The organism is Brevundimonas sp. (assembly GCF_046295775.1).
Taxonomy (GTDB): Bacteria; Pseudomonadota; Alphaproteobacteria; order Caulobacterales; family Caulobacteraceae; genus Brevundimonas.
In genome coordinates, this window is the sequence record NZ_JBKBML010000009.1 from 33,070 (window position 1) to 59,673 (window position 26,604).

At 68.5% G+C, this 26,604-nt stretch carries 27 protein-coding genes; 22 read left to right on the forward strand and 5 right to left on the reverse strand.

Annotated features, from left to right (window positions below; all coding sequences use genetic code 11):
* The first annotated feature begins 3 nt into the window (after positions 1–3).
* Positions 4–3,405, forward strand: a complete 3,402-nt coding sequence (locus tag ACK4I0_RS07395) for an EAL domain-containing protein (protein WP_409609507.1) — start codon at positions 4–6, stop codon at positions 3,403–3,405.
* Positions 3,406–3,521: 116 nt separating this feature from the next.
* Here the strand turns inward: ACK4I0_RS07395 and ACK4I0_RS07400 are convergent, their stop codons facing one another.
* Entirely contained in the window at positions 3,522–4,241 is a 720-nt protein-coding gene (locus ACK4I0_RS07400) for a hypothetical protein (RefSeq protein ID WP_409609509.1), read from the reverse strand.
* Between the two features lie 77 nt (positions 4,242–4,318).
* Here ACK4I0_RS07400 and ACK4I0_RS07405 point away from each other — a divergent pair, with 77 nt between their 5' ends.
* Positions 4,319–4,915, forward strand: a complete 597-nt coding sequence (locus tag ACK4I0_RS07405; RefSeq protein ID WP_409609511.1) for a TIGR00730 family Rossman fold protein — start codon at positions 4,319–4,321, stop codon at positions 4,913–4,915.
* A 133-nt stretch (positions 4,916–5,048) separates the two neighbouring features.
* Positions 5,049–5,339, forward strand: coding sequence for a CC_3452 family protein (locus ACK4I0_RS07410; RefSeq protein WP_409609513.1), 291 nt, complete (start codon positions 5,049–5,051; stop codon positions 5,337–5,339).
* A gap of 64 nt (positions 5,340–5,403) precedes the next feature.
* On the opposite strand, the gene gltX is transcribed toward ACK4I0_RS07410, so the two are convergent.
* Entirely contained in the window at positions 5,404–6,753 is a 1,350-nt protein-coding gene (gltX, locus tag ACK4I0_RS07415; RefSeq protein ID WP_409609515.1) for a glutamate--tRNA ligase, read from the reverse strand.
* A gap of 142 nt (positions 6,754–6,895) precedes the next feature.
* Here gltX and radA point away from each other — a divergent pair, with 142 nt between their 5' ends.
* The 3 genes from radA to purF are packed head-to-tail and all read left to right on the forward strand — an operon-like array spanning position 6,896 to position 10,387.
* A complete protein-coding gene (radA, locus tag ACK4I0_RS07420; protein ID WP_409609517.1) occupies positions 6,896–8,263 on the forward strand; it encodes a DNA repair protein RadA in 1,368 nt (455 codons plus the stop codon).
* A gap of 4 nt (positions 8,264–8,267) precedes the next feature.
* A complete protein-coding gene (locus ACK4I0_RS07425) occupies positions 8,268–8,828 on the forward strand; it encodes a CvpA family protein (protein WP_409609519.1) in 561 nt (186 codons plus the stop codon).
* 53 nt (positions 8,829–8,881) lie between these two features.
* Positions 8,882–10,387 (forward strand): amidophosphoribosyltransferase, encoded by a 1,506-nt coding sequence (gene purF / locus ACK4I0_RS07430; protein WP_409609521.1) that lies wholly within the window; start codon positions 8,882–8,884, stop codon positions 10,385–10,387.
* Here purF and ACK4I0_RS07435 read toward each other — a convergent pair.
* Positions 10,377–11,297 carry a DMT family transporter gene (locus ACK4I0_RS07435; RefSeq protein ID WP_409609523.1) on the reverse strand — a complete coding sequence of 307 codons (921 nt, stop codon included), beginning with the start codon at positions 11,295–11,297 and terminating at the stop codon, positions 10,377–10,379. The genes purF and ACK4I0_RS07435 overlap by 11 nt on opposite strands.
* Positions 11,298–11,400: 103 nt before the next feature.
* On the opposite strand from ACK4I0_RS07435, the gene ACK4I0_RS07440 reads away from it, so the two are divergent.
* The 12 genes from ACK4I0_RS07440 to ACK4I0_RS07495 all read left to right on the forward strand — a co-directional run bounded on the left by ACK4I0_RS07440 (position 11,401) and on the right by ACK4I0_RS07495 (position 20,042).
* The gene (locus ACK4I0_RS07440; protein ID WP_409609525.1) at positions 11,401–11,814 is read left to right on the forward strand and encodes a YbaY family lipoprotein; all 414 of its coding nucleotides are present in this window, start codon (positions 11,401–11,403) and stop codon (positions 11,812–11,814) included.
* Complete coding sequence (locus ACK4I0_RS07445) at positions 11,811–12,041, forward strand: ribbon-helix-helix domain-containing protein (protein ID WP_409609527.1); 231 nt, start codon at positions 11,811–11,813, stop codon at positions 12,039–12,041. The genes ACK4I0_RS07440 and ACK4I0_RS07445 overlap by 4 nt, the downstream gene beginning before the upstream one ends.
* A 31-nt stretch (positions 12,042–12,072) precedes the next feature.
* Positions 12,073–12,732: a Pr6Pr family membrane protein gene (locus ACK4I0_RS07450; RefSeq protein ID WP_409609645.1), complete on the forward strand. Its 660-nt coding sequence runs from the start codon at positions 12,073–12,075 to the stop codon at positions 12,730–12,732.
* Positions 12,733–12,742: 10 nt separating this feature from the next.
* A complete protein-coding gene (locus ACK4I0_RS07455) occupies positions 12,743–14,287 on the forward strand; it encodes a UbiD family decarboxylase (protein ID WP_409609529.1) in 1,545 nt (514 codons plus the stop codon).
* 77 nt (positions 14,288–14,364) lie between these two features.
* Entirely contained in the window at positions 14,365–14,703 is a 339-nt protein-coding gene (locus tag ACK4I0_RS07460; RefSeq protein WP_409609531.1) for a hypothetical protein, read from the forward strand.
* Positions 14,704–14,758: 55 nt separating this feature from the next.
* The gene (locus tag ACK4I0_RS07465) at positions 14,759–16,588 is read left to right on the forward strand and encodes a M14 family metallopeptidase (protein ID WP_409609533.1); all 1,830 of its coding nucleotides are present in this window, start codon (positions 14,759–14,761) and stop codon (positions 16,586–16,588) included.
* Positions 16,585–17,013, forward strand: coding sequence for an MAPEG family protein (locus ACK4I0_RS07470; RefSeq protein ID WP_409609535.1), 429 nt, complete (start codon positions 16,585–16,587; stop codon positions 17,011–17,013). The genes ACK4I0_RS07465 and ACK4I0_RS07470 overlap by 4 nt, the downstream gene beginning before the upstream one ends.
* Before the next feature lie 43 nt (positions 17,014–17,056).
* Complete coding sequence (locus ACK4I0_RS07475) at positions 17,057–18,397, forward strand: TldD/PmbA family protein (protein ID WP_409609537.1); 1,341 nt, start codon at positions 17,057–17,059, stop codon at positions 18,395–18,397.
* Positions 18,394–19,215 carry a 3'(2'),5'-bisphosphate nucleotidase CysQ gene (locus ACK4I0_RS07480; RefSeq protein ID WP_409609539.1) on the forward strand — a complete coding sequence of 274 codons (822 nt, stop codon included), beginning with the start codon at positions 18,394–18,396 and terminating at the stop codon, positions 19,213–19,215. Before ACK4I0_RS07475 ends, ACK4I0_RS07480 begins: the two co-directional genes overlap by 4 nt.
* A gap of 86 nt (positions 19,216–19,301) precedes the next feature.
* The gene (locus ACK4I0_RS07485) at positions 19,302–19,547 is read left to right on the forward strand and encodes a DUF4170 domain-containing protein (RefSeq protein ID WP_409609541.1); all 246 of its coding nucleotides are present in this window, start codon (positions 19,302–19,304) and stop codon (positions 19,545–19,547) included.
* A 58-nt stretch (positions 19,548–19,605) separates the two neighbouring features.
* Positions 19,606–19,824: a hypothetical protein gene (locus ACK4I0_RS07490; protein WP_409609543.1), complete on the forward strand. Its 219-nt coding sequence runs from the start codon at positions 19,606–19,608 to the stop codon at positions 19,822–19,824.
* Positions 19,821–20,042, forward strand: coding sequence for a hypothetical protein (locus ACK4I0_RS07495; protein WP_409609545.1), 222 nt, complete (start codon positions 19,821–19,823; stop codon positions 20,040–20,042). The genes ACK4I0_RS07490 and ACK4I0_RS07495 overlap by 4 nt, the downstream gene beginning before the upstream one ends.
* A 3-nt stretch (positions 20,043–20,045) precedes the next feature.
* Here ACK4I0_RS07495 and ACK4I0_RS07500 read toward each other — a convergent pair whose 3' ends face one another.
* On the reverse strand, positions 20,046–20,711 hold the full coding sequence (locus tag ACK4I0_RS07500) for a fused DSP-PTPase phosphatase/NAD kinase-like protein (protein ID WP_409609547.1): 666 nt from the start codon (positions 20,709–20,711) through the stop codon (positions 20,046–20,048).
* 78 nt (positions 20,712–20,789) lie between these two features.
* Here ACK4I0_RS07500 and ACK4I0_RS07505 point away from each other — a divergent pair, with 78 nt between their 5' ends.
* Genes ACK4I0_RS07505 through lpxK form a run of 4 tightly spaced genes read left to right on the forward strand, consistent with a single transcriptional unit; the run spans position 20,790 to position 25,619 of the window.
* Positions 20,790–22,619, forward strand: a complete 1,830-nt coding sequence (locus ACK4I0_RS07505) for an ABC transporter ATP-binding protein (RefSeq protein WP_409609548.1) — start codon at positions 20,790–20,792, stop codon at positions 22,617–22,619.
* Positions 22,616–23,317 carry a lysophospholipid acyltransferase family protein gene (locus ACK4I0_RS07510; RefSeq protein ID WP_409609549.1) on the forward strand — a complete coding sequence of 234 codons (702 nt, stop codon included), beginning with the start codon at positions 22,616–22,618 and terminating at the stop codon, positions 23,315–23,317. Before ACK4I0_RS07505 ends, ACK4I0_RS07510 begins: the two co-directional genes overlap by 4 nt.
* Positions 23,317–24,618, forward strand: coding sequence for a 3-deoxy-D-manno-octulosonic acid transferase (locus ACK4I0_RS07515; RefSeq protein ID WP_409609550.1), 1,302 nt, complete (start codon positions 23,317–23,319; stop codon positions 24,616–24,618). The genes ACK4I0_RS07510 and ACK4I0_RS07515 overlap by 1 nt, the downstream gene beginning before the upstream one ends.
* The gene (gene lpxK / locus ACK4I0_RS07520) at positions 24,615–25,619 is read left to right on the forward strand and encodes a tetraacyldisaccharide 4'-kinase (protein WP_409609551.1); all 1,005 of its coding nucleotides are present in this window, start codon (positions 24,615–24,617) and stop codon (positions 25,617–25,619) included. Before ACK4I0_RS07515 ends, lpxK begins: the two co-directional genes overlap by 4 nt.
* Here lpxK and ACK4I0_RS07525 read toward each other — a convergent pair.
* Positions 25,616–26,365 carry a chorismate mutase gene (locus ACK4I0_RS07525; RefSeq protein ID WP_409609552.1) on the reverse strand — a complete coding sequence of 250 codons (750 nt, stop codon included), beginning with the start codon at positions 26,363–26,365 and terminating at the stop codon, positions 25,616–25,618. The two genes, lpxK and ACK4I0_RS07525, sit on opposite strands and share 4 nt — an antisense overlap.
* Positions 26,366–26,604 lie beyond the last annotated feature (239 nt).

A 26,604-nucleotide genomic window follows, 5' to 3' on the forward strand; every position in this document is an offset into this window, starting at 1 on the left:
GTCTTGCTGCGCTTTCGCCCGCCCCCCGCCGGTTCCATCGGCCGCCGACTGGTCATGCTGGTTCTGGCCGCCCTGACGGCGTCTTTCGTCGTCACCGCACTGGTTTCGACCTGGATGGACCTGAACCGCCAAGCGGCGCTGGAAACCGGACGCCTAACCCAGACCGCCCGCGTCATCGCCTCCTTGTCGGTCGAGGCAGTCAGCGAAAACGATCGGGCCCGCGCCTTCCAGGCGGTGCGCTCGATCGCCCAAATGCCTGGGGTCAGCTATGCCCGCGTCGATGACGCCCGCGGGGACCTTATCGCTGAAACGGGCACGGGCGCACGGCTGGTGACGGACGCGCGAACGTCAAGCGGCGTCGACCCATCGCTGTGGTCTTTGCTCAACACCGGGTCGCTGGAGGCCAACGCGCCCATTCTTGCGCAGGGTCAGCCGGTGGGCAGCGTGACGGTCTTCGGCCAGACGCCCGAGTTGCGCGACCGCGTGCTGTCGACGATCTGGGCGACCCTGGCCGGCGCCGTGGCCGCCCTGATCGCGGGTCTGGCAGTCGCCGCGCGCATGAGCCGACGCATCTCCGCCCCCATCGTCGCTCTGGCCGGCCTGATCCGAGGCGTCGATCGCAGCGGCGATTATTCGACGGCCGTGGACATCCGCGCCGAGGGCGAAGTGGCCGAACTGGTTTCGGGGTTCGACAGTCTTCTGCATGGCATCCGCGAGCGCGACGCCCGCATCGCCGCCCACGTGGAGACCCTGGAGACCCAGGTGGCCGAACGAACGGCCGAGCTGGTGGTAGCGCGGGACGCGGCAGAGCAAGCCAATGCAGCCAAATCCGACTTCCTGGCCGTGATGAGCCACGAAATCCGGACGCCCCTGAACGGCATCCTGGCGCTCAGCGACCTTCTGGCGGCCTCAGATCTGCCGGCGCGCCAGCAGCGGCACGCCGACGTCATCGCCAAGTCGGGACGGTCGCTCTTGGGCGTCATCAACGACATCCTCGACTTTTCGAAGGTCGAAGCCGGCAAGATGGAGCTGGAATCCATTCCCATGGATCTGGCCGAAATCGCCGATGACGTCGCCAGCCTGTTCTCGGAAAAGGCACTGGCCAAGGGCCTGGACCTGGCGGTCTTCGTCGATCCGCGCCTGCCCCCGGTGCTGGGCGATCCGACCCGTTTGCGCCAAGTGCTGAGCAATCTCGCCAACAACGCCATCAAGTTCACCGACACGGGCGGTGTCCTGATCGCGGCCTATCGCGACCCGCGCGCGGCCGGGCGGATCATGCTGGCGGTGCGCGACACCGGGCCGGGCATCCCCCAGGACCGCCTGGCTACCCTGTTCGAGGCTTTCACCCAGGTCGATCAGACCACGACGCGCAAGCACGGCGGCACGGGCCTGGGCCTGGCGATCTGCGACCGCCTGGTGAAGGCGATGGAGGGCGAATGGCGGTTGAGCAGCGCCCTGGCTCGAGGATCGAGCTTCGCCTTCTCCGTGCCGCTGCAGCCGGCTGAGGCGGCGCCGGCGCTCCTTCCCTTCCGGCAGGACTGGGCGGTGGCGATCAAGGTCGCCGGACAGACCGGAAAGGCCCTGGATCTCTACCTGCAGGCCCTGGGCGTTCAGCGGACGACCGATCCGGGCGACGCTCGCTTTGTCGACGACGCGGCTGGCGTCGACGCCATGACGAGCATCATCGTGCGAGACGGCGAACATTCCGCCGACGCGGCGCGGGCTCAGGCGCCGGACGCCTGCGTCCTGGCCAGGCCGTTGCGACGCGACGACATCCTCTCCGTGCTGACCCAGCTGCACGCCGGCGAGCGACCGAGGCTGGCCGGAATCAAGCCGCGCCCAGCCGCCGGTCCCGCCTTCCCCGGCCTGCGCGTGCTGGTCGTCGACGATTCCGACGTCAACCGTGAGGTCGCGTGCGAGGCTCTTGGCCGGCTCGAGGTCGAGACCTTCACCGCCGCCGACGGCGTGGATGCGGTTGAGCGGGTGAGCGTTGAAACCTTCGACCTCGTGCTCATGGACGGCTCCATGCCGATCATGGACGGTTTCGAGGCCACGCGGCGGATCCGCGCTGACGAAGCCAGGACAGGCCGTCCCCGCGCCGTGATCGTCGCCCTGACCGCCCATGTGGTCGGCGCAGGCGCCCTGGCCTGGCGTGACTGCGGCATGGATGACGTCATCCACAAACCCTTCACCTTGGACGACCTGCGTCGGGTATTGGGGCGCTTTCATCCCGATCGAGCCGCCGAGCCGAAACCAGTGACCAAGACCGCTTCAGCGGCGCCTTCGGTCGGAGCGGACAAGCCGGCCGCCTCGATCGATCCGTCCCTGTTCGATCCGGTCGTGTGTGGCGAACTTCAGGCCATGGCCGAAGCCGGCCGTGCGGACTTCGTCGAGCGCGTTCAGTCCCTGTATCTCGAGAACGCGCCCCTGCGCATGGCGGAGGCCGAGGCGGCCGAGGCGTGCGGAGACAGGTCCGAACTGGCCCGCGCCGCCCACGCGCTGAAGTCCATGAGCCTGAGCCTGGGCGCCCGCGCCGTGGCTGAAAAGGCCATGGCGCTCGAGACCTCGGCGCGCGACGCCCAGTCGCCCTCCACCCAGCCATTGAGGGTCGTGCTCGACGCGACGCTCAAGGCTCTGACCAGCGCACAGTTAGCCGATACACCCGCAATGGCCCGGCAGGTCGAGGAGGCCCTCGGCCGAGGCGCGCTGCATGTCGTCTACCAGCCGCTGTTCGAGCGGACAGGGGGCTTCTCGGGCAAGGTCGAGGCTTTGGTGCGCTGGACCGAGGCCGACGGTCGTCGGCGCTTCCCGGACGACTTCATTCCTCAGTTGGAGGCTGAAGGTGCGGTGTCGCGCCTCACCGACTTCGTGCTCGAGCGCGCAATGACGCAGGCGCGCGCGCGGCCAGACCTTCGCGTCTCGGTAAACGCCTCCGCCTCGGAGTTCCAGGAACCTGGCTTCGCCCGGCGCGTCAGCGAGCTGGCGCGACGTTGCGCCTTCCCGCCATCTCGCCTTGAAATCGAAGTCACCGAGACGGCCATGCTGGACATCAGCCGCGCCCGCATTTCGATCGAGGCCTTGCGCTCGGCCGGTTTCGGCGTGGCTCTCGACGATTTCGGCGCAGGCTACACTAGCTTGCACGCCCTGCGAGAGCTCAAGTTCACCACCCTCAAGATCGATCGCAGCTTCGTGGAGCGGTGCAGCGTGGACACGGCCTCGGCCGCCATCATCCACGCCGTCGTCGGCGTCGGACGGGCGCTGGGCATGAAGGTGGTCTGCGAGGGCGTGGAGACAGCCGAACAGGCCGAATTCCTGCGCATCGCCGGGGCCCACTATCTGCAGGGCTACCACTTCCAGAAGCCAGTCGCGCTGGAAGACGTGCCGGCGACGGCTCAAGCCGCATAAAAAAAAATCCCGGCGCGGGCGGCGCCGGGTTTTGAAAAGTGGTTCGGTGATGGTGGGTGTCCTCGAAACGCAATCTGAAGACACCGCCCTCTTCGACTGCTTTGGTTAATGCGGGATTAAGGTCGATCCGGCAGCCAGACTGCCTGGCTTCCCTCGCCCGGCGGCGACCAGCGAACCAGCCACCCCTCGCCCGCCCTCGACACCCCGCCGTCCCCTGCGGTCAGCGATGGCAACCGATAGCCGCGTCCTCCGACGGCGACAGCCGAGGCGCCCGCGGGCGCCGCCAGCGTCCATCGACCCGTTGCATCCGCCGTGACCTCGCGACCCTCGCCGTCAATCTCGACCACGACGGCTGCATTGACTGCGGTTCGGCCCGACAGGATCACAAGGCGACCGTCATCGTCCGCCGCGTCCAGCCCTCCTGGCTCACCGTCCAGGCGGCGCGTGGCGTCGCCGACGGTCAGCACAGCCGCCGGGCCCGAAGCCAGCAGCGCCAGACGGCTGGGAGAGGTGGCGGTGTCCTGGCCGTTCTGGACCTCAGGCGTCAGGATCAGGTCAGTCGAACCGGGATCCAGCCGCACGTCGAATCGCCCATTCTGGTCAGCTGCGGCTGCAAACGCCTGGCCGGCGGCGCCACGCAGGACCACGCGCGCGCCGGGTCCAGCGACGCCGGTGACCGACAGGCCGGCCGTCGTTCGCGACACCTGCTCGACAACAGGCGGCTGCAGCCAGGCGTCAGCCTGACTGCCGACCGCCTCCATTCCGGCCTGGTCGGGAGCAGGCGAGCAGGCCGCCGCCAGCATGGCGAAGGCGAGCGGACACAGACGTTTCATCATGGCGCGCGACCCTTTATGCCCTGTTGCAAAGCCAGATAGCGCGACCTGCGGGCTGTCTGCCATCCCGACGAGGTCCCATGCCGCTTTCCCCTGTTCCGATCGCTCCCTTCGATGGCCCGTCCGTCTGTCTGTTTTGCGGGGCCTCCGAAGCTGTGCGCGCTGATTATCATCAGGCGGCCGGCGAATTCGGCGCAGGCGTAGCGCAGGCAGGCTGGCGGCTGGTGTACGGCGGCGGCGGCGTGGGGCTTATGGGATCCGCCGCGCGCGGAGCCCATGACGCCGGCGGACGCGTGCTCGGCATCATGCCGGCCTTCCTGCGCAGCCGGGAGCGGCTGTTCGACGAGGTCGAGACCGTGGTCGTCACCTCCATGCACGAGCGCAAACAGCTGATGTACGATCAGTCCGACGTCTTCGTGGTCGCGCCGGGCGGCGTCGGTACGCTGGAAGAGGTGGTCGAATTGCTGTCGTGGAAGCGGCTGGACTTGCACGCCAAGCCGGTCATTTTCCTCAACATCGACGGCTTCTGGGACGGCTTCTTCGCCCTGATGCGACACAGCGTCGCCGAGGGCATGACACCTGCGGGCTTTATGGACGCGTGGATCGTGCGTGACGATGTGGCGGGCGTTCTGGACGCTTTGACAGAGACGCGCGATACGGCCGCACTTGCGACATGATCACCGATAAGTAACCATTGGTCAGTCTCGTCCGTGCGTTTTCATTCGAAACGCGCCTTGACAGTTTTCTTGGAAAACGGACATTGACGCGGTGGGGCCCTGTCGCGCCCCGGTTCTTTGTCGGAGACGCCTCATGCGCGCCCTTCTCGTCGCCGCCGCCCTGTTCGCGGCCGCTCCCGCCTTTGCTCAAGCCCCGGCCAGCAGCGCCACCCTGGCGGACGCCGCCAAGGCTCCGGCCGGCCGCACCATCATCGACGGCGCCACCTGGCGCTGCGAAGGCTCGGCCTGCACCGCCACCGGCGGTTCCAACCAGCCCGCGCCGCGCGCCTGCCGCCGCGTCGCTCAGCGTCTGGGTCAGCTGACCGCCTTCACCTACAAGGGCGTCGCCCTGACCGAAGCCGAACTGGCCGCCTGCAACGCCTAAGCGTTCAAGCCGCAGAAGTCAGAGGGGCCGGGCTGGAGCATTCCAACCCGGCCCTTTTTCTTGGTCAGCCCGCCTCCCCGCGCAGCCGTTTCTGGATCGCCTCGCGGCCGATCAAGGGCGTGATCGCCGCCATGTCGGGGCCATGCGCCTGTCCGGTCAGCGCCAGCCGCAGCGGCATGAACAGGGCCTTGCCCTTGGCGCCCGTCTCGGCCTTGACCGCCTGGGTCCAGACACTCCACGCCTGATCGTCCAGCGTCTCGGGCAGCAGACGCAGCGCCGCCTCGGCGAAGGCGACGTCTTCGATGACCGGTGCAACCGGGCCACGCACGATGGCGGCCATCTGCTCGACCTCGGCGAACTTGCCCAGGTTCGGCTTCACGGCGTTCCAGAACGCCTCGCCGAGATCGCAACCCAGCGTCTGCAGCCGCGGCTGAGCCTCCGCATAGCTGAGGGCGTGCAGCGCCTGGGCGTTGAGACGGTCCAGGTCGGCCGTGTCATAGCGCGCCGGCGACCGACCCATCTTGGAGAAGGCGAAGCCCTGGCCCAGCGCCTCGATCGAGGTCGCGAACTCCAGCGGGTCCGAGGTGCCGATCCGCCCCAGGTGGCTGGTGATGGCGATGGCCTCATAGCCCTGGTCGCGCATGTCGGCGATCGACAGCGAGCCCAGGCGTTTGGACAGGGCCTGGCCGTCGGCGCCGACCAGCAGCGGCATATGCGCAAAGCCCGGCAAAACGCCCGCCCAGCCCGTAGCGATGAGCGCCTCGAAAATCTCGATCTGCGCCCCGGTGTTGGTGACGTGATCCTCGCCCCGGATCACGTAGGTGATCGCCATATCCAGGTCGTCCACGACCGACGGCAGGGTGTAGAGGAACAGCCCGTCCTCGCGGATCAGGACGGGGTCGGACATCGAGGCCGTATCGACCTCGGCGTGGCCGCGCGACAGGTCTTCCCAGGCGACGCGGCGGCCGTCCAGCTTGAAGCGCCAGTGCGGCTTGCGGCCCTCGGCCTCGAACGCGGCCTTCTGCTGGTCCGTCAGGCTGAGACCCGCGCGGTCGTAGATCGGCGGCAGGCCGCGCGACAGCTGCACCTTGCGCCGGCGATCCAGCTCTTCGGAGGTGTCGTAGCAGGCGTATAGACGCCCGGTCGCCTTCAGCGCCTCGGCCGCGGCATCGTAGCGATCGAAACGCTTGGACTGGTTGTGGCGTTCGTCCCAGACCAGACCCAGCCAGGTCAGGTCGTCCTCGATCCCCTGCTCGAACTCGCGCGTGGAGCGGGCCAGGTCGGTGTCGTCGATGCGCAGCACGAACTGACCACCCTGCCCTTTGGCGAACATCCAGTTCACGAGGGCGGTGCGCACATTGCCGACGTGCAGCCGGCCCGTGGGCGACGGGGCGAAACGAACCTTGACGGTCATGGGATCGGAAACCTTGGAATGCGAGGCGGCTAGGTCGCGCCCCCGTCCCGCCAAGTCAAGCGACGCAGGTCTGCGTCAGCATCGGACGCACCGCTTCAGACGGCGGCTGACGCCTTGCCCGGCCATGCTGTAAGCACCCCCCATGGCGAGAGACGGTGCGATCTATGTCTGCCAGTCCTGCGGGGCTGTGCACGGGAAATGGTCCGGGCAGTGCGGGGCCTGCGGACAGTGGAACTCCATTGTCGAGGAGAGCCGCTCGGCCCCGCCCGGCGCTCTGAAGCCAGCGGCGGTCAGACGAACGCGCGGCGTGCAGTTCGAGACGTTGCAGTCCGACACGCCCGAGCCGCCGCGCATCCTGACCGGCGTGACCGAGTTCGACCGGGTCTGCGGCGGTGGCGTGGTCCCCGGCTTGGCCCTTCTGCTGGGCGGCGATCCGGGCGTGGGCAAGTCCACCCTGCTGCTCGAGGTCACCGCCAAGGCGGCTCTGCGCGGGGCCAGGGTGGCCTACATCTCGGGCGAGGAGGCGATCGAGCAGATCCGCGCCCGCGCCAAGCGCATGGGTCTGGAGACCGCGCCGGTGAACCTGGCCTCGGCCACGGCGCTTCGCGAGATCATCGCTACGCTGAAGCGCGAGACGTTCGACATCGTCATCATCGATTCCATTCAGACCCTGTGGTCCGACGCCCACGAGGCCGGCCCCGGCTCGGTGACCCAGGTGCGCGCCTGCGCCGGCGAACTGGTAAGGCTGGCCAAGTCGCAGGGCGTCGCCGTCGTCCTGGTCGGCCATGTCACCAAGGACGGACAGATCGCCGGCCCGCGGGTGGTCGAGCATATGGTCGACGCCGTCCTCAGCTTCGAAGGCGAACGCGGCTATCCCTTCCGCATCCTGCGCGCCGGCAAGAACCGCTTCGGCGCGACTGACGAGATCGGCGTGTTCGAAATGGGCGACGCCGGCCTGCGCGAGGTCGCCAATCCGTCGGTCCTGTTCTTGGGCGAAGGCAAGGACCGCGCGCCGGGGGCCGCTGTCTTCGCCGGCATCGAGGGCTCGCGCCCCGTTCTGGTCGAGATTCAGGCCCTGGTCTCCAAGTCCGCCTACGGCACGCCGCGCCGGGCCGTCATCGGCTGGGACACAGGGCGGCTGAACATGGTGCTGGCCGTGCTGGAGGCGCGTTGCGGCTTCGGCTTTGGCGACCAGGACGTCTATCTGAACGTAGCGGGCGGCTTGCGGATCAGTGAACCGGCCGCCGACCTGGCGGCCGCGGCCGCCCTGATCAGTTCGGCGGTGGATCTGCCCCTGCCCCAGGGCTGCGTCGCCTTTGGCGAGATCAGCCTGTCGGGAGAGGTCCGCGCCGTCGGCCGCGCCGAGGCCCGTCTGCGCGAGGCGCAGAAGCTCGGCTTCGACCAGGCCCTTACGCCGCCCCTGACCGTCAAGGCGCCGGGCGTCAGCCTGACCTCGATGACGCGGCTGACGGAAGTCGTCGAACGAATCTCGCAGAACCGCTACGACTGACGCCGTGACCGGATACGACCTCTTCGTCGCCATCGTGCTGATCGCCTCGGTCGCGGCCGGAGCGGTTCGCGGCGGCGTGCGCGAACTGGTCAGCCTGCTCAGCGCCATCCTGGCCGCCTTCGTCGCCCTGATCGCCCTGCCCGTCACAGCTCCGGTCATGCGCGGCCTGATCGATCCCGACTGGATCGGCTCGGTCGTGGCGGTGATCGTCGGCTTCTTTCTCGTCTATTTCCTGCTGCGTCTTGTCGGTTCGGCCCTGTCCAAGGGCGCCAAGGCGCACGGCGCGCTGGGCGCGATCGACCGGCTGTTCGGCGTCGTCATCGGCGCGGCGCGGGGCCTGCTGCTGATCGGCGCGGTGCACCTGACGGTGGCGGCCGGCCTGCCCGGCGACCGCTCTCCGCGCTGGCTGGACGAGGCGTTCTCCTATGGTCTCAGCGTGCGCTCCGCCCACGCCATCCAGTGGATCCTGCCGGGGCTCGGCCGGGGCGTCGACGCCGTCACCCCCCTGGTCGACGGATCGATCCGACGCGGCTTTTCCGACGATCCGGACTTGCCCCGGCCCTAATCCAGGAATACCTCGCCCTCGCGCCCCCAAAACAGGTCAATCGGAGCCCGACGATGGACCACATGATCGCCGAACCCGTCGTTCACCGCGCCCACGCGCGCGATCCCGAGGATGACGCGCTGCGCCTTGAGTGCGGCGTCTGCGGCGCGTGGGGCGCCGAGGCCGACGAAGCCTCGTCCATCGTCGCCCTGGGCCTGCACGCGCTTCAGCATCGCGGCCAGGAGGCTTGCGGGATCGCCAGCGTCAAGGATGCCCGGTTCCACACCGAGAGGCACATGGGCCTGGTCGGCGAAGCCTTCGGCGGCGCGGACCTGTCGCAGCGCATGCCCGGCTCGGCGGCGGTAGGCCACACCCGCTATTCCACAGCGGGCGGCAGCTTCCTGCGAAACATTCAGCCGATGTTCGCCGACCTGGACCAGGGCGGCATCGCCATCGCTCACAACGGCAACCTGACGAACTTCCATTTTCTGCGGAAGCAACTGGTCGGCGAAGGCGCCATCTTCCAGTCGACCTCCGATTCCGAAGTGATCCTTCATCTCATCGCTCGGAGCCGTAAGGCCAAGATCGTCGACCGCTTCATCGACGCCCTGGGTCGGATCGAGGGCGGCTACGCCCTGGTCGCTCAGACGCGCAGCAAGATGATCGGCGCGCGCGATCCGCTGGGAATCCGTCCGCTGGTGCTGGGCAAGGTCGGCGAGACCTGGGTGCTGGCGTCAGAAACGTGCGCGCTGGACATGATCGGCGCCGAATTCGTGCGGGACGTCGAACACGGCGAGGTGGTTGTCATCGACGATCAGGGCCTGCGCTCGCTCAAGCCTTTCGCCGTCGGGGCCGCGCGCCCCTGCATGTTCGAATACGTTTACTTCTCACGCCCCGATTCCATCGTGAACGGCCGGTCCGTCTATGAGGTCCGCAAGGAGATGGGCCGCGTTCTGGCGCGCGAACACGCCGTCGAGGCGGACATCGTGGTCCCGGTGCCCGATTCAGGCGTGCCTGCCGCACTCGGCTACGCCCAGGAAAGCGGCATCCCGTTCGAGATGGGCATCATCCGCAGCCACTACCTGGGCCGCACCTTCATCCAGCCCAGCCAGGGCGCGCGTCAGAAGGGCGTGCGCATGAAACACAGCCCCAACAAGGCGGCGCTCGCTGGCAAACGGGTCGTGCTGATCGACGACTCGATCGTGCGCGGTACCACCTCGCTGAAGCTGGTTCGCGCCGTACGCGCCGCAGGCGCGGCCGAGGTCCACCTGCGCTCGGCCAGCCCGCAGATCCTGTATCCGGACTTCTACGGCATCGACATGCCAGAGCGCAGCCAGCTGATGGCCGCCAACCGAACGCTGGAGGAGATGACCAAGGAGCTGGAAGTCGATTCGCTTGGTTTCCTGTCGATCGACGGCCTTTACCGAGCGCTGGGCGAAGACGGCCGCCACGCGACCCAGCCCCAGTTCACAGACCACTATTTCACCGGCGACTATCCCACCCGACTGCTGGATCGCGAGATCGAGGAAGGCGGGCGCGAGATGTCGGCGCGCCAGCTTTCGCTGCTGGTCAGCGCCTGACCTTCCGGTTGGCCCGCATCAGGGCCAGTTGTCCCGCCAGCACGAGCGCCAGGCCCGCCAGCGCGCTAGGTCCGAAGCGCGCGCCCTCGAACAGCACCGACACGCCCATGGCGATCGGCGGCGTCAGGGCGGAGATATAGCTGGCCAGCGCATAACCCCGCGCTCTGGCGATGGTGAAATACAGGCCGAACGCGATCACCGAGCCGAACAGGGACAGATAGAGCAGCGAGACCACATAGGCCGGCGTCCACTCCACCGCCCAGGACACGCCGGTCGCCAGCCCGAACAGGGCCAGAAGCCCCGTGCCGTAGGCCATCGCCCAGGCCGTGCCCGCCAAAACGCCAGCGCCCGCCTGCTGTCCACGCCACGCGAACCAGTTGCCGAACGCCGAGGCGATCACAGCCACGATCGAAAGGCCGACGCCCAGCGCCGCCCGTTCGCTGAGCCCGGCGCGCAGGATTTCCCCGCCCGACAACACCGCGACGCCGATGACGCCCAGCGCAGCGCCCAGCCAGGCCGACGCCGCCGCCTTCTGGCCCGATGCCAGACGAAACAGCACAAGGTTGACGAAGGCCAGGGCCGCAAAAATCACCGCGACAATCGCCGAAGCGATGTTCTCCTCGGCGCGGTAGACGCAGAGATAGCTGACCGAAAAGGCGAAGCCGCCCTGCCCCAGCACGGCCAGGTGCTGACGTGTGGTCAGGCCGATACGCCCGCCCGTGAACTTCACCACCGCGAAAAGGATCGCCGCCGCGAGACCGAAACGCATAACGACGGACACCACCGGGTCCACCGCGCCGAGCTGATGGGTGATCGCGTACCAGGTCGTGCCCCAGATCAGGGCGCAAACCGCCACGCCCCCAAGAGCGAAGACGGAAGCCGGCATGGCGGTGCGATTCGAAGTGCTCACGACCGGCCTCTAGCACCCGATTTTCGGCCGCGCGCTACACGTCTCGCATCCGTCTGTGACGAAGATCGTTTTAAGGTAGACTGTCCCCACAGGAGAACCTCCCATGCGTCTCGCCCTCATTGCGCCGCTCGCCGGCGTCATCGCCGGATGCGCCGCCACGCCGCCGGCCCAGCCGGAGCAGAGGACGGTGGATGTCACCGTCACCTATCGTGAACGCATCCTGCTGCCGCCGGGCCATACGCTGAAGGTGACCCTGGACGACGTAAGCCTGGCCGACGCGCCGTCGCGCACTTTGGCGGAAGCGACGGTGGATCTGGAAGGGCGTGGGCCGCCCTATGCCGTGCAGCTTTCGACCCCGGCTTTAGATCTCGATCCGCGCCATGAGTACGCCGTGCGTGCGGAAATCCGCGATCCGGCGGGCGCGCTCCGGTTCACCACCGACACCCGCCATTCCGTGCTGACGCGCGGTGCGCCGGATCGGGTCGACATCGTTCTTGTGGGCGTCAGCGCCCCTTGAGCGGATTGGTCAAGCGGTCGGTCCTGCTGTCAGGGCACGCCACCTCGGTCGCGCTGGAGCCTGAGTTCTGGGCCGTGCTGGACCGGATCGGGACTGAACTCGGGTTTGGTCGTTCGGCGCTGCTGATCCGCCTGGACGAGCGCCGCGGCAGACGACCTCTGGCCTCGGCTTGCCGCCTGCTCGCGCTGGAATGGACTGCCGGGGATCGAAGCTTCGCCGCAGATTGACAGCCGCACGGGACGAGCGCCTGCTGCAGTGATGATTATCGCCCGCCCCGGCCTCGCGCGCGCCTGGCGCACCCTGTTCGCCCTGATCGGCGCGGGCGCCTTGGCGCTGCAGTATGGCCTGATGATCGGCGGCCAGCCGGCCGGTGCTGGGGGCGAAGCCACCCTTCGATTCTTCAGCTTCTTCACCATCCTGACCAACGTCCTGGTGGTCGTGGCCCTGGCCGCGCCGGCGCTGTGGCCACGCACACGGCTAGGGCGCTGGGCCGGCAGCGAGGGCGTGCGCGCCGCCGTGGCGCTCTATATCGGCGTCGTTGGGTTGATCTATCACCTGCTGCTGGCGCGGGTCTGGGATCCACAGGGCTGGCAGCTGGTCGCTGACGTGGCGCTGCACACCGTCATGCCGCTGGCCTTCTGGGCCGACTGGCTGTTGTTCACGTCCAAGGGCCGACTGTGCTGGATCGACCCGCTGAAATGGCTCGCCTATCCGCTGGGCTACACCGGCTGGACGCTGGTTCACGGCCTGACAAGCGGCTGGCGGCCCTATTGGTTTCTTAATGTCGACCAGCAGGGCTGGGTGCGGACGGCGGGCTGGGCCGGCCTGATCCTGGTGGTCTTCCTGGTTATCGGCCTGTTCCTCGTCCTGCTGGATCGCGTCTTTGGACGAGGTGACACGGACCGCCGGGCCGCTTAAGCGTCAGCCCATGGCCTACAAGTCCCTTCGCGATTTCATCGACATTCTTGAGGCGGAGGGCGAGCTGGTGCGCGTCACCGAGCCCGTTTCGACCCATCTGGAGATGACCGAGATCCAGACCCGGCTGCTGCGCAACGGCGGCCCGGCGGTCATCTTCGAACAGCCGATTATGCCCGACGGCTCGATCAGCCCCATCCCCTGCCTGGCCAACCTGTTCGGCACGGTGAAGCGCGTCGCCATGGGCGTGACGCTGGAGAAGAAGAACCGCACCACCGCCGCCGAGCTGCGTGAGGTCGGCGAACTGCTGGCCTTCCTGCGCAATCCGACGCCGCCGCGCGGCCTGGGCGACGCCATGGAGATGCTGCCCTTGATGCAGACCGTCATGGCCATGCGCCCCAAGACGGTGAAGAAGGCGCCGGTGCAGGAGGTCGTGCTGACCGGCGATCAGATCGATCTGACCCGCCTGCCGATCCAGGGCTGCTGGCCCAGCGAGCCGGCGCCCCTGATCACCTGGGGCCTGGTCGTGACCAAGGGGCCGTCCGACGACCGAGAGGACGACTTCAACCTGGGCATCTATCGGATGCAGGTGCTGGGCAAGGACAAGGCCATCATGCGCTGGCTGGCGCATCGCGGCGGGGCGCAGCACTACGCCCGGCACAAGAAGGCCCGGCCAACCGAGCCCCTGCCCTGCGCGGTCGTGCTGGGGGCTGATCCTGGGACCATTCTGGCGGCGGTCACGCCTGTGCCGGACACGCTTTCCGAGTATCAGTTCGCTGGCCTTATGCGCGGCGCCAAGGCCGAGCTGGTCCCTTGCAAGACGGTGCCGCTGATGGTGCCGGCCAACGCCGAGATCGTGCTGGAGGGCCATGTGCTGCTGAACGAACACGCGGCGGAAGGCCCCTATGGCGACCACACGGGCTACTACAATTCGGTCGAAACCTTCCCGGTGTTTCAGGTGACGGCGATCACCATGCGCCGCGACCCGATCTATCTGACCACCTTCACCGGCCGCCCGCCGGACGAGCCCTCGGTGCTGGGCGAGGCGCTGAACGAGGTCTTCATTCCCCTGCTGCGCCAGCAGTTTCCAGAGATCGTCGATTTCTGGCTGCCGCCCGAGGGCTGCAGCTACCGCATCGCCGTAGTGTCCATGAAGAAGGCCTATCCGGGCCACGCCAAGCGCGTGATGCTGGGCGTCTGGAGCTATCTGCGCCAGTTCATGTACACCAAGTGGGTGATCGTCGTGGACCACGACATCGACGCCCGCGACTGGAAGGACGTCATGTGGGCCATCTCGACCAAGATGGACCCGGCGCGCGACATCACAGTGATCGAGTCGACGCCCATCGACTACCTCGACTTCGCCAGCCCCGAGAGCGGCCTGGGCTCCAAGATCGGTCTGGACGCTACAGACAAGTGGGAGCCCGAGACCAAGCGCGAATGGGGAGAGGAAATCCGCATGGACGAGGGCGTGATCGAGCGAGTGTCGGAGATATGGGATCGCCTGGGTCTTCCCGGCGACGCCAGCCCTATCTGGCCCTCGAAAAAGAAATTGTGACAAAAAAGGCGCTTGCACATGACCGCGATGTAATCTGAACTCGGCTTCCGCTCCCAGCCGCAAAGCCGAGTAGTTTAATGATCCGCATCGCCGCCACCGTACTGGCTCTAACCCTCGCCGCCCCGGTCGTGTCCGTCCCCGTCACTGCAGAGGCTCAGGTCCTCGCCGGCCGCAACGCCGCGCGCGCCAACTCACAGCCGCCGCGCGAGACGCGCGAGACGCGCCTTCAGAACCGCCTTTACGAGGCCGAGGATCGCCTCATGGAACTCGAAAGCTCCATCTCGGAGCTGGAAACCGCGCGCGAAGGCGGCGCGGTTCTGACCCCCGCTCAGGAACGTCGACTCTCGCAACTGAATCAGCGCCGTGAGCGCGAACAGCGTGAGGTCGAACGCCTGAATCAGCAGCTGGGGGGCTGATCTTCAGACCTGACGTGGCTTGCCACGCGCGCCGAGAGGGCGGATGAACGCGCGCATGCGCCTCACGTCACTGATCGCCGCCCTCGCGGCCCTCGCAGCGAGCCCCGCCATGTCCCAGGACCATTCCGTGCCCAACGCTGCGCCTTGGGATCAGGCCTTCCTGCCGCCGGCGCCGGAATGGAACGGAGCCAGCCGCGCCCTGCTGCGTGAGCCCGGTGATCGCTGGGCGACCGACTTCGAGCGTGACCCCGCCCTCGACTTCAGCCCGGATTACGCCGACACGCGCGCCTGGTTCCACCGACTGGATCAGGCGTCGGACCTGATCCGCATCGAGGAGTTCGGGGTCTCGCCCGAAGGCCGTCCGATCTACGCCGTCATCGCCTCCAAGGACGGCGCCCAGTTCGATCCGTCCAAGCCGGTGCTGCTGGCCCAGGCCGGCATCCACCCCGGCGAAATCGACGGCAAGGACGCGGGCATGATGCTGCTGCGCGACATGGCCTTCTACGGCAAGTCGGATCTGCTGGACCGCGTCAACCTGATCCTGATCCCGATCCTGAGCGTGGACGGTCACGAGCGGGCCAGCGCCTACTCGCGCCCCAATCAGCGCGGGCCACGCATCCAGGGCTGGCGCAACACCGCCACCAATCAGAACCTGAACCGCGACTATCTGAAGATGGATCAGGCTGAGATGCGCGCCGTGCGCGGCCTGGTGCTGAAATATCGGCCGGACCTTTATCTCGACATCCACGTCACCGACGGCATGGACTACCAGTACGACGTCACTTTCGGCTTCAACGGCGAGAATGGGACCTTCACCCGTTCCCCGGCCATTTCGGCTTGGCTGGACGATGTGTTCAAGCCGGCCATGAATGACGCGCTGGAGGCCCAGGGCCACATCCCCGGCGAACTGGTCTTTGGCCTGGACGATCAGGATCCGAAGAAGGGCCTGTCCGACGGCGGCCTGGGCGAGCGGTTTTCCAACGGCTGGGGTTCGGCGGCCCACGTGCCCACGGTCCTGATCGAGAACCACAGCCTCAAACCCTATGAGCAGCGCGTGCTCGGCACCTATGTGCTGATCGAGGAATCGATGCGCCGCCTGGCTCGGGACGGCGCCGCGCTGCGCACCGCCATCGCCGCCGATCAGGCTCTTCGGCCCACTGAGATCCCGACTAACTTCGTCGCCGACAACCAGCCGTCGTCGACTCGCGCCTTCACGGGCATCCTGTACGATCACTATGACAGCCCGTCGTCCGGTCGCCGCGAGATCCGCTGGCTCGGTCAGGCCGACCCGGAGGTGTGGCAGGTGCCCTTCTACGGCTCCAGCCCGACGCTGACGCTTAAGCGCCCGACCGCCTACTGGGTGCCGGGCCACCGCCCCGACATCATCGAGCGCCTGCGCGCGCACGGTGTGCAGATGGAGGTTCTGTCCGAGCCGCGCGTGGCCGATGTCGAGATGCTGCGCCTGCAGGAGCCCCGTCTGGCGTCGCGCGCCAACGAGGGACACGTCGGCGTCACCGTCTCGGGCGTCGAGGCCGAGCGCATGGATTGGACCTTCCCCAAGGGTTCCGTTCGCGTGCCGACCGACCAGCCGCTGGGCGACATCGTGGTCCTGCTGCTGGAGCCGCAGTCGACCGAAAGCTTCTTCGCCTGGGGCCTGTTCCCCGAAGTGCTGAGCCGCGTCGAATACATCGAAGCCTACGCCATCGCGCCTCTGGCCGATCGGATGCTGGACGCCGATCCGGCGCTGAAGGCCGAGTTCGACGCCAAGCTGGCGGCCGAGCCGGACTTCGCGGCCAACGCCGACGCCCGCCTCGCCTGGTTCTATGAGCGCACGCCCTTCTACGATCAGCGGTTCCGCCTGTATCCCGTGGGCCGCGAGCAATGAACGTCGACGTTCTGGAGGCCATCCACGGCGTCGATCTGGCGCTGCACGCGGCGGCGCTGTGGGCGGGTCTTCTGATCCTGTTCCTGCTGGGCCTGTCCGGTCTGGTGGTTAGGCGCAGGCGGCGGCATCTGGTGGCGTTCGGGGACGGCGGCCATCCCGAGATGACGGCGGCCGCGCGCGCTTTCGGCAACGCGACGGAATATGTGCCGGCCGGCCTGGTCGCGCTGATCCTTCTGGCCCTGGTCGGTTCGCCGGTGTGGATGATCCATGCTCTGGGCGCGACCCTGCTGGTCGGGCGGGCCGTCCATGCCGCGGGCCTGCTGTTTCAGAAGGGGCCGTCCCTGGGCCGGGTGCTGGGCATGCTGCTGACGTGGCTGGCCCTGCTCACGGCCGCCGTGGCGCTGATCGCCTTCGCCGTCATCTGAGCCGCGCGGTTGCGAGGCCCCGCCCCGTCCGCCATATCGGGGCATGACTGAAGCCCTCCCCGACCTGCTGTCCGATCTGATCCAGTCCGCGCTGAAGGCCGGCGCCGACGCCGCCGAGGCTGTCACCTCCGAGCGGCAGGCCCTGTCGGTAGGCGTGCGCAATGGCCAGCTCGAGGACGTCGAACGGGAAGAGGCGCGCGACCTGGGCCTGCGCGTCTTCATCGGCCGCCGTCAGGCCTCCGTGTCCGCCTCGGACCTGTCTGACGCCACCCGCACGCGGCTGGTCGAACGCGCGGTCGCCATGGCCAGGCTCGCACCGGAAGATCCCTACGCCGCCCTGGCCCCCGAGGACCGGTTGGCGCACGGCCCCTACCCCGACCTTGACCTGTACGACGCCTCCGAACGATCGGCCGCCGAGCTTGAAGCCGCCGCCGCCGAGACCGAGGCCGCCGCCTTGGCGGTCGAAGGCGTGGCCAAGTCCGAGGGCGGTCACGCCTCGTGGTCGACCAGCGCCTGGCGTCACCTGACCTCGCACGGTTTCGAGGGCGTCTATCGCGGCAGCGGCTTCTCGCTGGGCGCCGGGGTCATCGCCGAGAAGGACGGCGCCATGGAGCGCGGCGGTGAATACCGCTCGTCCCGACACCTGTCGGACCTGCCCGGCGCCGACGAGATCGGCGGCGAGGCCGGACGCCGCGCCGTGGCGCGCGTGGGCCCGCGCAAGATCGCCTCGACCACCGCCCCCGTGATCTTCGAGAATCGCGTAGCGACCCAGGTGTTGTCGCCTATGGTCGGCGCCATCTCCGGCCCGTCGATCGCGCGCGGCAGCTCGTTCCTGAAGGACCGGATGGGCCAGCTGGTGCTGCCAGCCGGCGTCGATTTGATCGACGACCCCTTCCGGCCGCGCGGCATGGGCTCGACCCCGTTCGACGACGAAGGCGTGGCGGTCGAACGGCGCGCCCTGGTCCAGGATGGACGGCTGACCACATGGCTTTTGAACTCGGCCGCCGCAGCCCAGCTGAGCCTGGCCTCGACCGGCCACGCCTCGCGCGGCCTCGCCGGTCCGCCCGGCGTCTCGACGCACAATCTGCATCTTGAGCCCGGCGAGCGCGACCTGGCGGCCCTGATGGGCGACGCCGGAACCGGTCTTCTGGTCACCTCGATGTTCGGGCCGTCGCTGAATCCCAACACCGGCGACTGGTCGGCCGGGGTGTCGGGCTTCTGGTTCGAAAACGGTGCGATCGCCTATCCGGTCAGCGAAGTCACGGTCGCCGGAAAGCTGATCGACCTCTATGCCCGGCTGCAGCGCGGCTCCGACCTGGAGTTCCGCGGGTCGTTCAACAGCCCGTCGCTTCTGTTCGACGCGGTCGCCATCGCGGGCAAATGACCGAGGCCGCCGCCGCGCAGGACCTGCTGGATCGACGCGCCGACCTGGAGCTGATCCGCACCGTAGTGCTGGTCGCCGGCGAACGCGCCCTGACCGAGCGGGACGCGGGCCTGAAGGTCTGGTCCAAGAGCGGCGGCTCGCCTGTCACCAACGCCGATCTGGCGGTCGATCAGTTGCTGCGCGAAGCCCTACTGAGCGCCCGCCCCGACTATGGCTGGCTGTCCGAAGAGACGGCCGACAGCGCCGATCGGCTCGAAGCCCGCCGGATCTTCGTCGTCGACCCCATCGACGGCACCGTGGCCTATATGAAGAACAAGCCGTGGTGGTGCATTCCGATTGCGGTCGTCGAGGACGGGAGGCCGGTCGCGGCGGTCATCCATGCGCCGGCTCTGAACGAGACCTTCGAAGCCGTGCTGGGCGGCGGCGCGCGGCTGAACGGCCGGCCGATCACCGCATCGGACACCGAGACGCTGGACGACGCCTCGGTTCTGGCTGACGCCCGGCTGATGGAGGGGCCGCACTGGCCCGAACCGTGGCCGGTCATGCGGCTGGAGAAGCGCAACGCCCTGGCCTACCGCATGGCCCTGGTCGCCGCCGGCGCGTTCGACGCCGCCATCGCGCTGTCGCCCAAATGGGACTGGGACGTCTGCGCCGGCGCCCTGATCGCCGAGGAGGCTGGTGCTCTAGTCAGCGACCATCACGGCCGCCCGTGGCGCTTCAATCGCGCCGATCCGCGCCAGGCCAGTCTGGTCTGTTCGGCCCCCGCCCTGCATTCCCTGATCCTGAAACGCTGCGCCTCCATCCCTCTGGGACTGTAGGCGGCGACCAAGGGTGCGGTTGATCCTGAGGCCCGCACGGCCTAATGCGCTGCCGCATACCCTTTGCTCGCCTTTCGGAGACGTCCATGGCCGACGCCCAAGACCCGCAACTGCTTCATCTCGTCATCGGCGGCGAACTGCGCGCCGTGGACACGCCTGTCTTCCGCGACCTGTCGCAGGTCGAATTCGTCGGCGCCTTCGGGAGCTATGATGAGGCCAAGAAGGCCTGGAAGGCGCGGGCCCAGGCGACTGTGGACAACGCGCACATGCGCTTCTTCATCCTGCATGCGCACAAGCTGATCGACCCGCGCGGCGACGCGCCGCACGCCTGAGCGGAACCGGCGTTTTCCTCGCGCGCTGCTTCGACATAGGCTCGCGAGGGAGACGACCATGGAAACTCTGTTGATCATCCTGGCGCTAGGCGCTGTCGCCGTCGGCGTCATCGTCTGGATCAGCCGCAGGAAAACCGACCGTACGCCTGACGAGCGCCTTGAGCAGGACACCGCCTGGAACGATCCCGTTCACTCGGCGGAACAGCCGGCAGTCGATCCGATCCCGCCGCAGCCCGTCGATACGCCCTCCGATCGACCTGGAGCCCCGCGCCCTTGACCCTTTTCGGACAGACCTTCGACGCCCAGCAGATGATGGGCCTGGTCAGCATGCTGTTGCTGCTGGCCTTCTGGATAATGGTGCTGGGCCGCGAGCGTCGCTATGCGCGCTGGTTCAGCCAGTGGGAGGCCGACCGCAAAGCTCGACGGCAAGCGGAGATCGCCGGCGAACGCAGCGATCAGGACCAGCATCGCGGACCACGCGGCCCCTGGGGTTGAAGCTTATTCGCGCTTCAGAAGCCGTTCTGTCAGCAGCCTGCCCCACCACTGCGCCTTGAACTCGGCTCGGATGGCCTTGGGATCATAGGCGTCGCTGTCGATCCATTCGGCGAAGGACACGCCCGTCGGTTCGACCTCGTGGAGATATTTCTCCAGCGTATAGTCCAACACCCCAGTAAGGCCCTCGCGGTGGTGCAGGTACTTCTTGTCGAGCTGCTTGATGGCGATCGACATCGGCTCGCCAAGATGGAAGTGGCGATACAGCACCGCCATCATGCCGGCCCGATCAGCGCCAGACTTGCAGTGGATCAGGGCCGGATATTCGATGGTGCGGAACAGGTCCCGCGCGCGCCTGACCCGGTCCGGCTGGGGCGGGTCGCGTGAGTCCAGGGGCGCGTCGATCAGGGTCAGGCCCAGCCGGGCGCAGGCGTCCTTCTCCAGCGCATAATAGGCCTCGTCGCGCACGCCGCGCAGATTGATGACCGTCTTGACGCCCTGCGCCTTCCAATAGGCCAGCTGACGGGGCGACGGCTGGTTGGTTCTGACCAGGTCCGGGCCTAGCCAGTGGGCGTTCATGAAGAAGCGCCGCAGGAAGGCATGATCCTTCCAGACATAGTCCCAGTGCGCCTTAAAGCGCCCGGCGCGCGTGGTCAGATCGTATCGCCCCATGTCCGCTTCATAGAGGCGCGGACCGCCCTCGTCACCGGCGCGCTTGACTTGGGGGCCGCGCCGTCCGACCTCCGTCCGATGACGACGCCCGCCGACGATGATCGAGAGCCGCTGCGCCCGCTGTTGCGGCGCATCTGGCGCGACTATCTGTCCAATCATCAGACCGCCCTTTACGCCTCCATGGCGCTGGCGGCCCTGGCCGGCGGCCTGACGGCGCTGCTGCTCAAGTTCCTGGAACCGGCGATCGACATCCTGTTCACCACAGCCCCCCAGCCGGAGCGGATTTGGGGCGTGCTGAGCGTCCCACGTGACCAGGCCCTGATCATCATTCCCCTGATCATCGTCGTGCTGTCGATGATCCGCTCCTTCGCCATGGCGGGCCAGTCGGCCTTGGTGAACCGTCTGGGTCACGGGGTGGTGGGCGACATCCAGAAGCAGTTGTTCTCGGGCATGGTGCGGGCCGACCTGGCCAGACTGCGCAGCCAGCACTCAGGCGGCTTCGTCTCATCGGTGCTGTTCGACGCCAATCTGGTGCGCGAGGCGTTCACCACGGGGGTCGTGAACTACACCCAGCACGGCCTGACACTCGTCGGCGTCATCATCGCCATGGGCTTCATCGATCTGCCGCTGACGCTGATCGTGCTTCTGGGCATCCCGGCGGTGAACTGGATCATCCGGCGTTTCGGCAAGAAGTCGCGCAAGGCCGCGCGCGGGGCGATGGCAGAAACCGAGACCCTCTCCAGCGCCCTGATGGAAAGCCTGGACGGCGTGCGGGTCATCAAGATCGAGAACCGCGAGGCCGCCGAGGAGGCGCGTGTCGCCGCCGTCATCGATCGGCGCCAGCGCCACGTCATCAAGGGCGCCGATTCGCGCGCCTTTGCCGGTCCAGCCAGCGACATCGTCGCCTATGTCATCGTCGCGGCCGTCATGGCCTATGCGGGCTGGAGCGCCAGCCAGGGCCAGATGACCGTCGGCGCCTTCGCCGCCTTCATCGCCCTGGTCATGCTGGCCGGTCAGTCGCTGCGCCAGGTGACCAATCTGGCGACCGTGATGTCCGAAGGCTTTGCCGCCTCGCGCCGTCTGTTTCGCGCCCTCGACATCCAGCCCGAGATCCGCGAGGCGGCGTCGGTCGAGCGCATCCAGCCCGGTCCGGCGACCGTGGCGCTGGAAGGCGTGGACTTCAGCTATGGCGGCTCGGCCGTCACGCTGTCGAACGTCTCGCTTCACGTCGCACCCGGCGAGACGGTCGCCTTGGTCGGCCCGTCAGGCGGAGGCAAGTCCACCGTCCTGTCGCTGCTGCCGCGCTTCTACGACGTGACCGGCGGGCGAGTGGCCCTGAACGGGCGCGACATTCGCGATCTCAGCCTGGTCGATCTGCGGGCACACATCGCCCTGGTGACCCAAGAGCCCTTCCTGTTCGACGACACCATCGCCGCCAACATCGCCTACGGCCGTGACGGCGCCTCCCAGGATGCGGTCGAGCAGGCCGCCCGCGCCGCTGCCGCGCACGACTTCATCACCGCCCTGCCGCAGGGCTACGACACCCGCGTGGGCGAAGCCGGCCTGCGACTGTCCGGCGGCCAGCGCCAGCGCATCGCCATCGCCCGCGCCTTCCTGAAGGACGCGCCGATCCTGCTGTTGGACGAAGCCACCAGCGCACTCGACACCGAGAGCGAGGCCCTGGTCCAGGCGGCGCTGGAGCGGCTGATGGACGGCCGCGCCACCCTGCTGATCGCCCACCGTCTGTCGACCGTGCGCAAGGCTGATCGCATCTATGTGTTGGACGCTGGCCGGGTGGTCGAAGAGGGCTCGCACGACGCCCTCGTGTCGCGCGGCGGCCTCTATTCCCGCCTTGCCCGGCAGCAGTCTCTGGACGGCGAGCGTGACGACGTGGCGAGCCTGACATGAGGCCGCTGAGAAACCCCGTCATCCAGTCTGCCCTGGCCTGGACCCTGGCGACCTGGATGCGCTTCTGTTTCGCCACCATCCGCTGGACGCACGAAAACCAGGATGTCGCCGAGACCATCTGGAAGCGCGGCGGCGGGGTGCTGTGCGCCTTTTGGCACTCGCGCATCGGCCTGGCGCCCGCCTGCTGGCCTCTGGATCGTGCGACTCCCGCCAAGGGGCTGATTTCGCTCAGCCCCGACGGCCAGTTCATCGCCAAGGCGGTCGCGCGCCAGGGCTTCCCGGCCATCCGCGGTTCGTCGGCGAACAAGGACAAGGCGGCCAAGGACAAGACAGCAAGGGCCAAGGGGGGGACACAGGCGCTGCGCGACGGGCTGAAACAGCTGAAGGTCGGCGCCCTGGCCATCACGCCCGACGGTCCGCGCGGCCCGGCCCGCCAGATGGCCGAGGGCCTGCCGCTGCTGGCCAAGCTGTCAGGCGCGCCGGTGCTGTTCATCGGCCTGTCGTGCAAGCCTGCGATCCGCTTGGACAGCTGGGACAAGGCCGTCCTGCCCCTGCCGTTTGGGCGCGGCGCGATCGTCTGGGACGTGGCGGACTATCCCACCGGCGCCGAGCTGTCAGAGGTCGCGACCGACTGGACGACCCGCCTGAATGCGGTCGAAGCCCGCGCCGACGCCCTGACCGGACTGGAGCCTGGCTGATGGCCTTCAGCCCCGCCCTTCTGGCCTATCGCCTTTTAACCCGCGCTCTCGAGCCGCTGGCTCCTCGCCTGCTCGACGCGCGCGTGAAACGGGGCAAGGAGGATACGCGGCGCGTGGACGAGCGGCTGGGTCGGACGCCTGCGGTCCGTCCCCACGGCCCTCTGGTCTGGCTGCACGGGGTCAGCGTCGGCGAAGCTCTGTCGATCCTGCCGCTGGCCGAGCGCATTCGACGCGAACGGCCGGACGTGGCGGTTCTGGTCACCACCGGCACCCTGACCTCGGCCGAGGTGCTGAAGACGCGTCTGCCGACGGGCGTCATCCATCAGTTCGCCCCGGTCGACGGCCCCGCAGCGGTCGCCGCCTTCCTGAGCCACTGGCGGCCGACCCTGGGCGTCTTCGTCGAAAGCGAGCTGTGGCCCAATCTGCTGACGGCGGCGCAGGCGCGCGGCGTTCCGCTGGCGCTGGTCAGCGCGCGCATCACCCAGAAGACCGCCGATGGCTGGCGGCGCGCGCCGGCCATGGCCAAGCGGCTGCTCGGCGCCTTCGCCCACGTCTGGCCCCAGGACGAGGCCAGCGCGCAACGCCTGTCGGCCATGGGCGCGCGGGTGGATGGGCAGGTCAATCTGAAGCTGTCGGGCGGTGAACTGCCCTATAACAAGGCGGCGTTTTCGCAGCTGTCGGCCCTGATCGACGACCGGCCGGTCGTGGTGGCCGCCTCGACCCACGACGACGAAGAGATCGCCATCGTGCGCGCGCTGGATCGGCTGGCGGACCGGCTGTTCTTGATCGTCGTGCCCCGCCACCCCGAGCGCGGAGCCGCCATCGCCCAGGCGCTCAGCAGAGACGGCTACGGCTTTGCGCGCCGCTCGGCCGGCGAGCCGGTGACGGAAGAAACGGACCTCTACATCGCTGACACCCTGGGCGAACTGGGGGTCTTCCTGCGGCTGGCGGACGTGGTGGTCATGGGCGGCTCCTTCGCTCCGGCGCTCAGCGGCCGCACGGTGGGCGGGCACAATCCGCTGGAGCCCGCGCGCCTGGGCAAGCCCGTGGTGACCGGGCCGGACGCCTCCAACTGGGCCGAGGTGACGCGCGCCCTGCGTGACGCCGGCGGCCTGGCCAGCGTGCCCTCGCCCGCCCAGTTGCCCTCGGTCGTCGGCCCCCTTCTGGCCGATCCCCAAGGCGCCCGCGACATGGGCGAGCGAGCGCGGCGAGCCGCCGCCGAGGCCGGTTCGGGTCTGGATCGTCTGTGGCTGACGCTTCAGGCGCATCTGCCCGCAGCCCCGGTCAGGCGCGCCCGATGAAGCTGTCCACGCCGCGCTGGTGGTACAGCCGCGAGGGCCGTCACGCGCCGGTGACGCGGGCGGCGCTCAAGCCTCTGTCGTGGATCTGGGCGGCCGCAACCGCGCGCCGGGTTAGCAGGACGACGCCGGTTGACCCCGGCGCGGCGGTCATCTCCATCGGCAATCTGACGGTTGGCGGCTCGGGCAAGACGCCGGTGGCGCGCGAGGTGCTGCGCCTGCTGCGCCGGTCAGGCGTGGAGGCCCACGCCCTGTCGCGCGGCTATGGCGGACGGCTCCAGGGGCCGGCCCAAGTCGATCCTGCGCGCCACACGGCCGAGGATGTGGGCGACGAACCCCTGATGCTGGCGGGCGACGCGCCCGCCTGGATCGCGCGCGACCGTGTGGCCGGCGCTCGCGCGGCGGCTGCCGCCGGGGCCCAGGCCCTCGTGCTGGACGACGCGCATCAGAACCCGACCCTGGGCAAGACCTTGTCGCTGATCGTGGTCGACGGCGAGACGCGCAACGATGAATGGCCCTTCGGCGACGGCTCGGTCTTCCCATCCGGCCCCATGCGCGAGCCGCTGAAGGCCGGGCTGGCGCGCGCGGACGCGGTGGTCATCCTGCTGCCGGCCGACCTAGACGCCGCCGATCCCCAACTGGTGGCGCTGTTTGGCGACCTGCCGGTCTTTATCGCTCGGCTGGAGCCTCTGGGCCCGCCGCCCCCCGGCCCCCAGGTCGGCTTCGCCGGCGTGGCCAAGCCCTGGAAGGTCGAGCGGTCGCTGATCGCCGCCGGCTGCGACCTCAAGGACTTCGCCCCCTATCCCGACCACGCCGCGTGGAAGCTGTCCGACTTGGCTTTCCTAGAAGACCGCGCGGCGGTGTTCGGCGCCGGCTTGGTCACGACTGAGAAGGACTGGGTGCGCCTTCCCGCAGACTGGCGGCGCAAGGCCGTGGCCTGGCCCGTCGTGGCCCGGTTCGAGGACGAGGACGCCTTCTCAGCCTTCATGGCCGACCGCCTCTAGCCGATCGCGCCCACGCAGCCCTCAGCCTCGCCCGGCGAAAGCGGTGCGTCGGTCAGGGCCAGGGTCCAGCCATGGTGGGTGTTCAGGCCCCAGCGCCGCGCGCCCGAGCCGTCGCCGGCGTCGCCGCCAGCCGTCACAACAACACGGCGGCCCTTGGGAAGGGCTGGAGGGTCGATCAGGCCCACCGCCAGCGAGGTCGGCGTCTCGCCGCCATAGCCGTCGAAGACGCTGAGGCTGGACCAGGCCCGACGCAGGTCGATCCACCAGGCGTCGTCAGTGTTGATGGCCATCACGGCAATCCCCTGCCCCTCCGCCGCATGGGCGAGGGCCGCCTGCGGGTCGCGCACCATGCGGATGTCGGCCGCCGCGCCGAAACGCAGCCGCGCGCCGTCAAAGGCTCGGGCGGGCTCGACCGGCGACCAGACCTGGACCAGAAGCCGGCCCTGTCGGGCCAAACCCCAGCCCACGACTTCGCGCCACAAATGTTCGACCGCCTCGGCGTTCTCGGGTCTGCAGCGGCTCAACATGCGGCCCAGCACGGCCTGTTCGCGATCGGGCCGCAGCTTGGTGTGGGGGCCGGCCGGAGCGTCCTTGGCGCGGCCGACGCGGGCGGCGATGGCCAGACGGCGCTCGAGCAGGCTCAGCAGTTGATCGTCGAGCTCATCGATCTCGTGACGAAGGGCCGCGAGGGCCATCTGATCGGGACTGATTTCGGGCCAGACTTGCTGGAGCGAGGACTTGGGCATGGGAAGGCTTTCGGCATGGGTGCTTCGATGAGGAATGCCCGCCAGACGCGGGCGTGCGTCGCCGTCCCGGTCAGGGACGGTCGCCGGCGAGGCGGTCAGAGCTGAAGTGAGCCCGACGCCTCAGCCGGCGTATCGAAAGCCGGTATAGAGTTGGCCGAAATAGAAGCCGGCCACCGCGCGCGAGGTGGTTTCAAGGGTCATCAGGGCGCGCAGCGAGGACATGGGTCCGGTCCGGTTGG

Coding starts and splice junctions, on each gene's coding strand:
- ACK4I0_RS07400 (WP_409609509.1), bottom strand. CDS start 4,241: ATGATGAAACGTCTGTGTCCGCTCGCCTTCGCCATGCTGGCGGCGGCC.
- ACK4I0_RS07405 (WP_409609511.1), top strand. CDS start 4,319: ATGCCGCTTTCCCCTGTTCCGATCGCTCCCTTCGATGGCCCGTCCGTC.
- ACK4I0_RS07410 (WP_409609513.1), top strand. CDS start 5,049: ATGCGCGCCCTTCTCGTCGCCGCCGCCCTGTTCGCGGCCGCTCCCGCC.
- gltX (WP_409609515.1), bottom strand. CDS start 6,753: ATGACCGTCAAGGTTCGTTTCGCCCCGTCGCCCACGGGCCGGCTGCAC.
- radA (WP_409609517.1), top strand. CDS start 6,896: ATGGCGAGAGACGGTGCGATCTATGTCTGCCAGTCCTGCGGGGCTGTG.
- purF (WP_409609521.1), top strand. CDS start 8,882: ATGGACCACATGATCGCCGAACCCGTCGTTCACCGCGCCCACGCGCGC.
- ACK4I0_RS07440 (WP_409609525.1), top strand. CDS start 11,401: ATGCGTCTCGCCCTCATTGCGCCGCTCGCCGGCGTCATCGCCGGATGC.
- ACK4I0_RS07450 (WP_409609645.1), top strand. CDS start 12,073: ATGATTATCGCCCGCCCCGGCCTCGCGCGCGCCTGGCGCACCCTGTTC.
- ACK4I0_RS07455 (WP_409609529.1), top strand. CDS start 12,743: ATGGCCTACAAGTCCCTTCGCGATTTCATCGACATTCTTGAGGCGGAG.
- ACK4I0_RS07460 (WP_409609531.1), top strand. CDS start 14,365: ATGATCCGCATCGCCGCCACCGTACTGGCTCTAACCCTCGCCGCCCCG.
- ACK4I0_RS07465 (WP_409609533.1), top strand. CDS start 14,759: ATGCGCCTCACGTCACTGATCGCCGCCCTCGCGGCCCTCGCAGCGAGC.
- ACK4I0_RS07470 (WP_409609535.1), top strand. CDS start 16,585: ATGAACGTCGACGTTCTGGAGGCCATCCACGGCGTCGATCTGGCGCTG.
- ACK4I0_RS07475 (WP_409609537.1), top strand. CDS start 17,057: ATGACTGAAGCCCTCCCCGACCTGCTGTCCGATCTGATCCAGTCCGCG.
- ACK4I0_RS07480 (WP_409609539.1), top strand. CDS start 18,394: ATGACCGAGGCCGCCGCCGCGCAGGACCTGCTGGATCGACGCGCCGAC.
- ACK4I0_RS07485 (WP_409609541.1), top strand. CDS start 19,302: ATGGCCGACGCCCAAGACCCGCAACTGCTTCATCTCGTCATCGGCGGC.
- ACK4I0_RS07490 (WP_409609543.1), top strand. CDS start 19,606: ATGGAAACTCTGTTGATCATCCTGGCGCTAGGCGCTGTCGCCGTCGGC.
- ACK4I0_RS07500 (WP_409609547.1), bottom strand. CDS start 20,711: ATGGGGCGATACGATCTGACCACGCGCGCCGGGCGCTTTAAGGCGCAC.
- ACK4I0_RS07505 (WP_409609548.1), top strand. CDS start 20,790: ATGACGACGCCCGCCGACGATGATCGAGAGCCGCTGCGCCCGCTGTTG.
- ACK4I0_RS07510 (WP_409609549.1), top strand. CDS start 22,616: ATGAGGCCGCTGAGAAACCCCGTCATCCAGTCTGCCCTGGCCTGGACC.
- ACK4I0_RS07515 (WP_409609550.1), top strand. CDS start 23,317: ATGGCCTTCAGCCCCGCCCTTCTGGCCTATCGCCTTTTAACCCGCGCT.
- lpxK (WP_409609551.1), top strand. CDS start 24,615: ATGAAGCTGTCCACGCCGCGCTGGTGGTACAGCCGCGAGGGCCGTCAC.
- ACK4I0_RS07525 (WP_409609552.1), bottom strand. CDS start 26,365: ATGCCCAAGTCCTCGCTCCAGCAAGTCTGGCCCGAAATCAGTCCCGAT.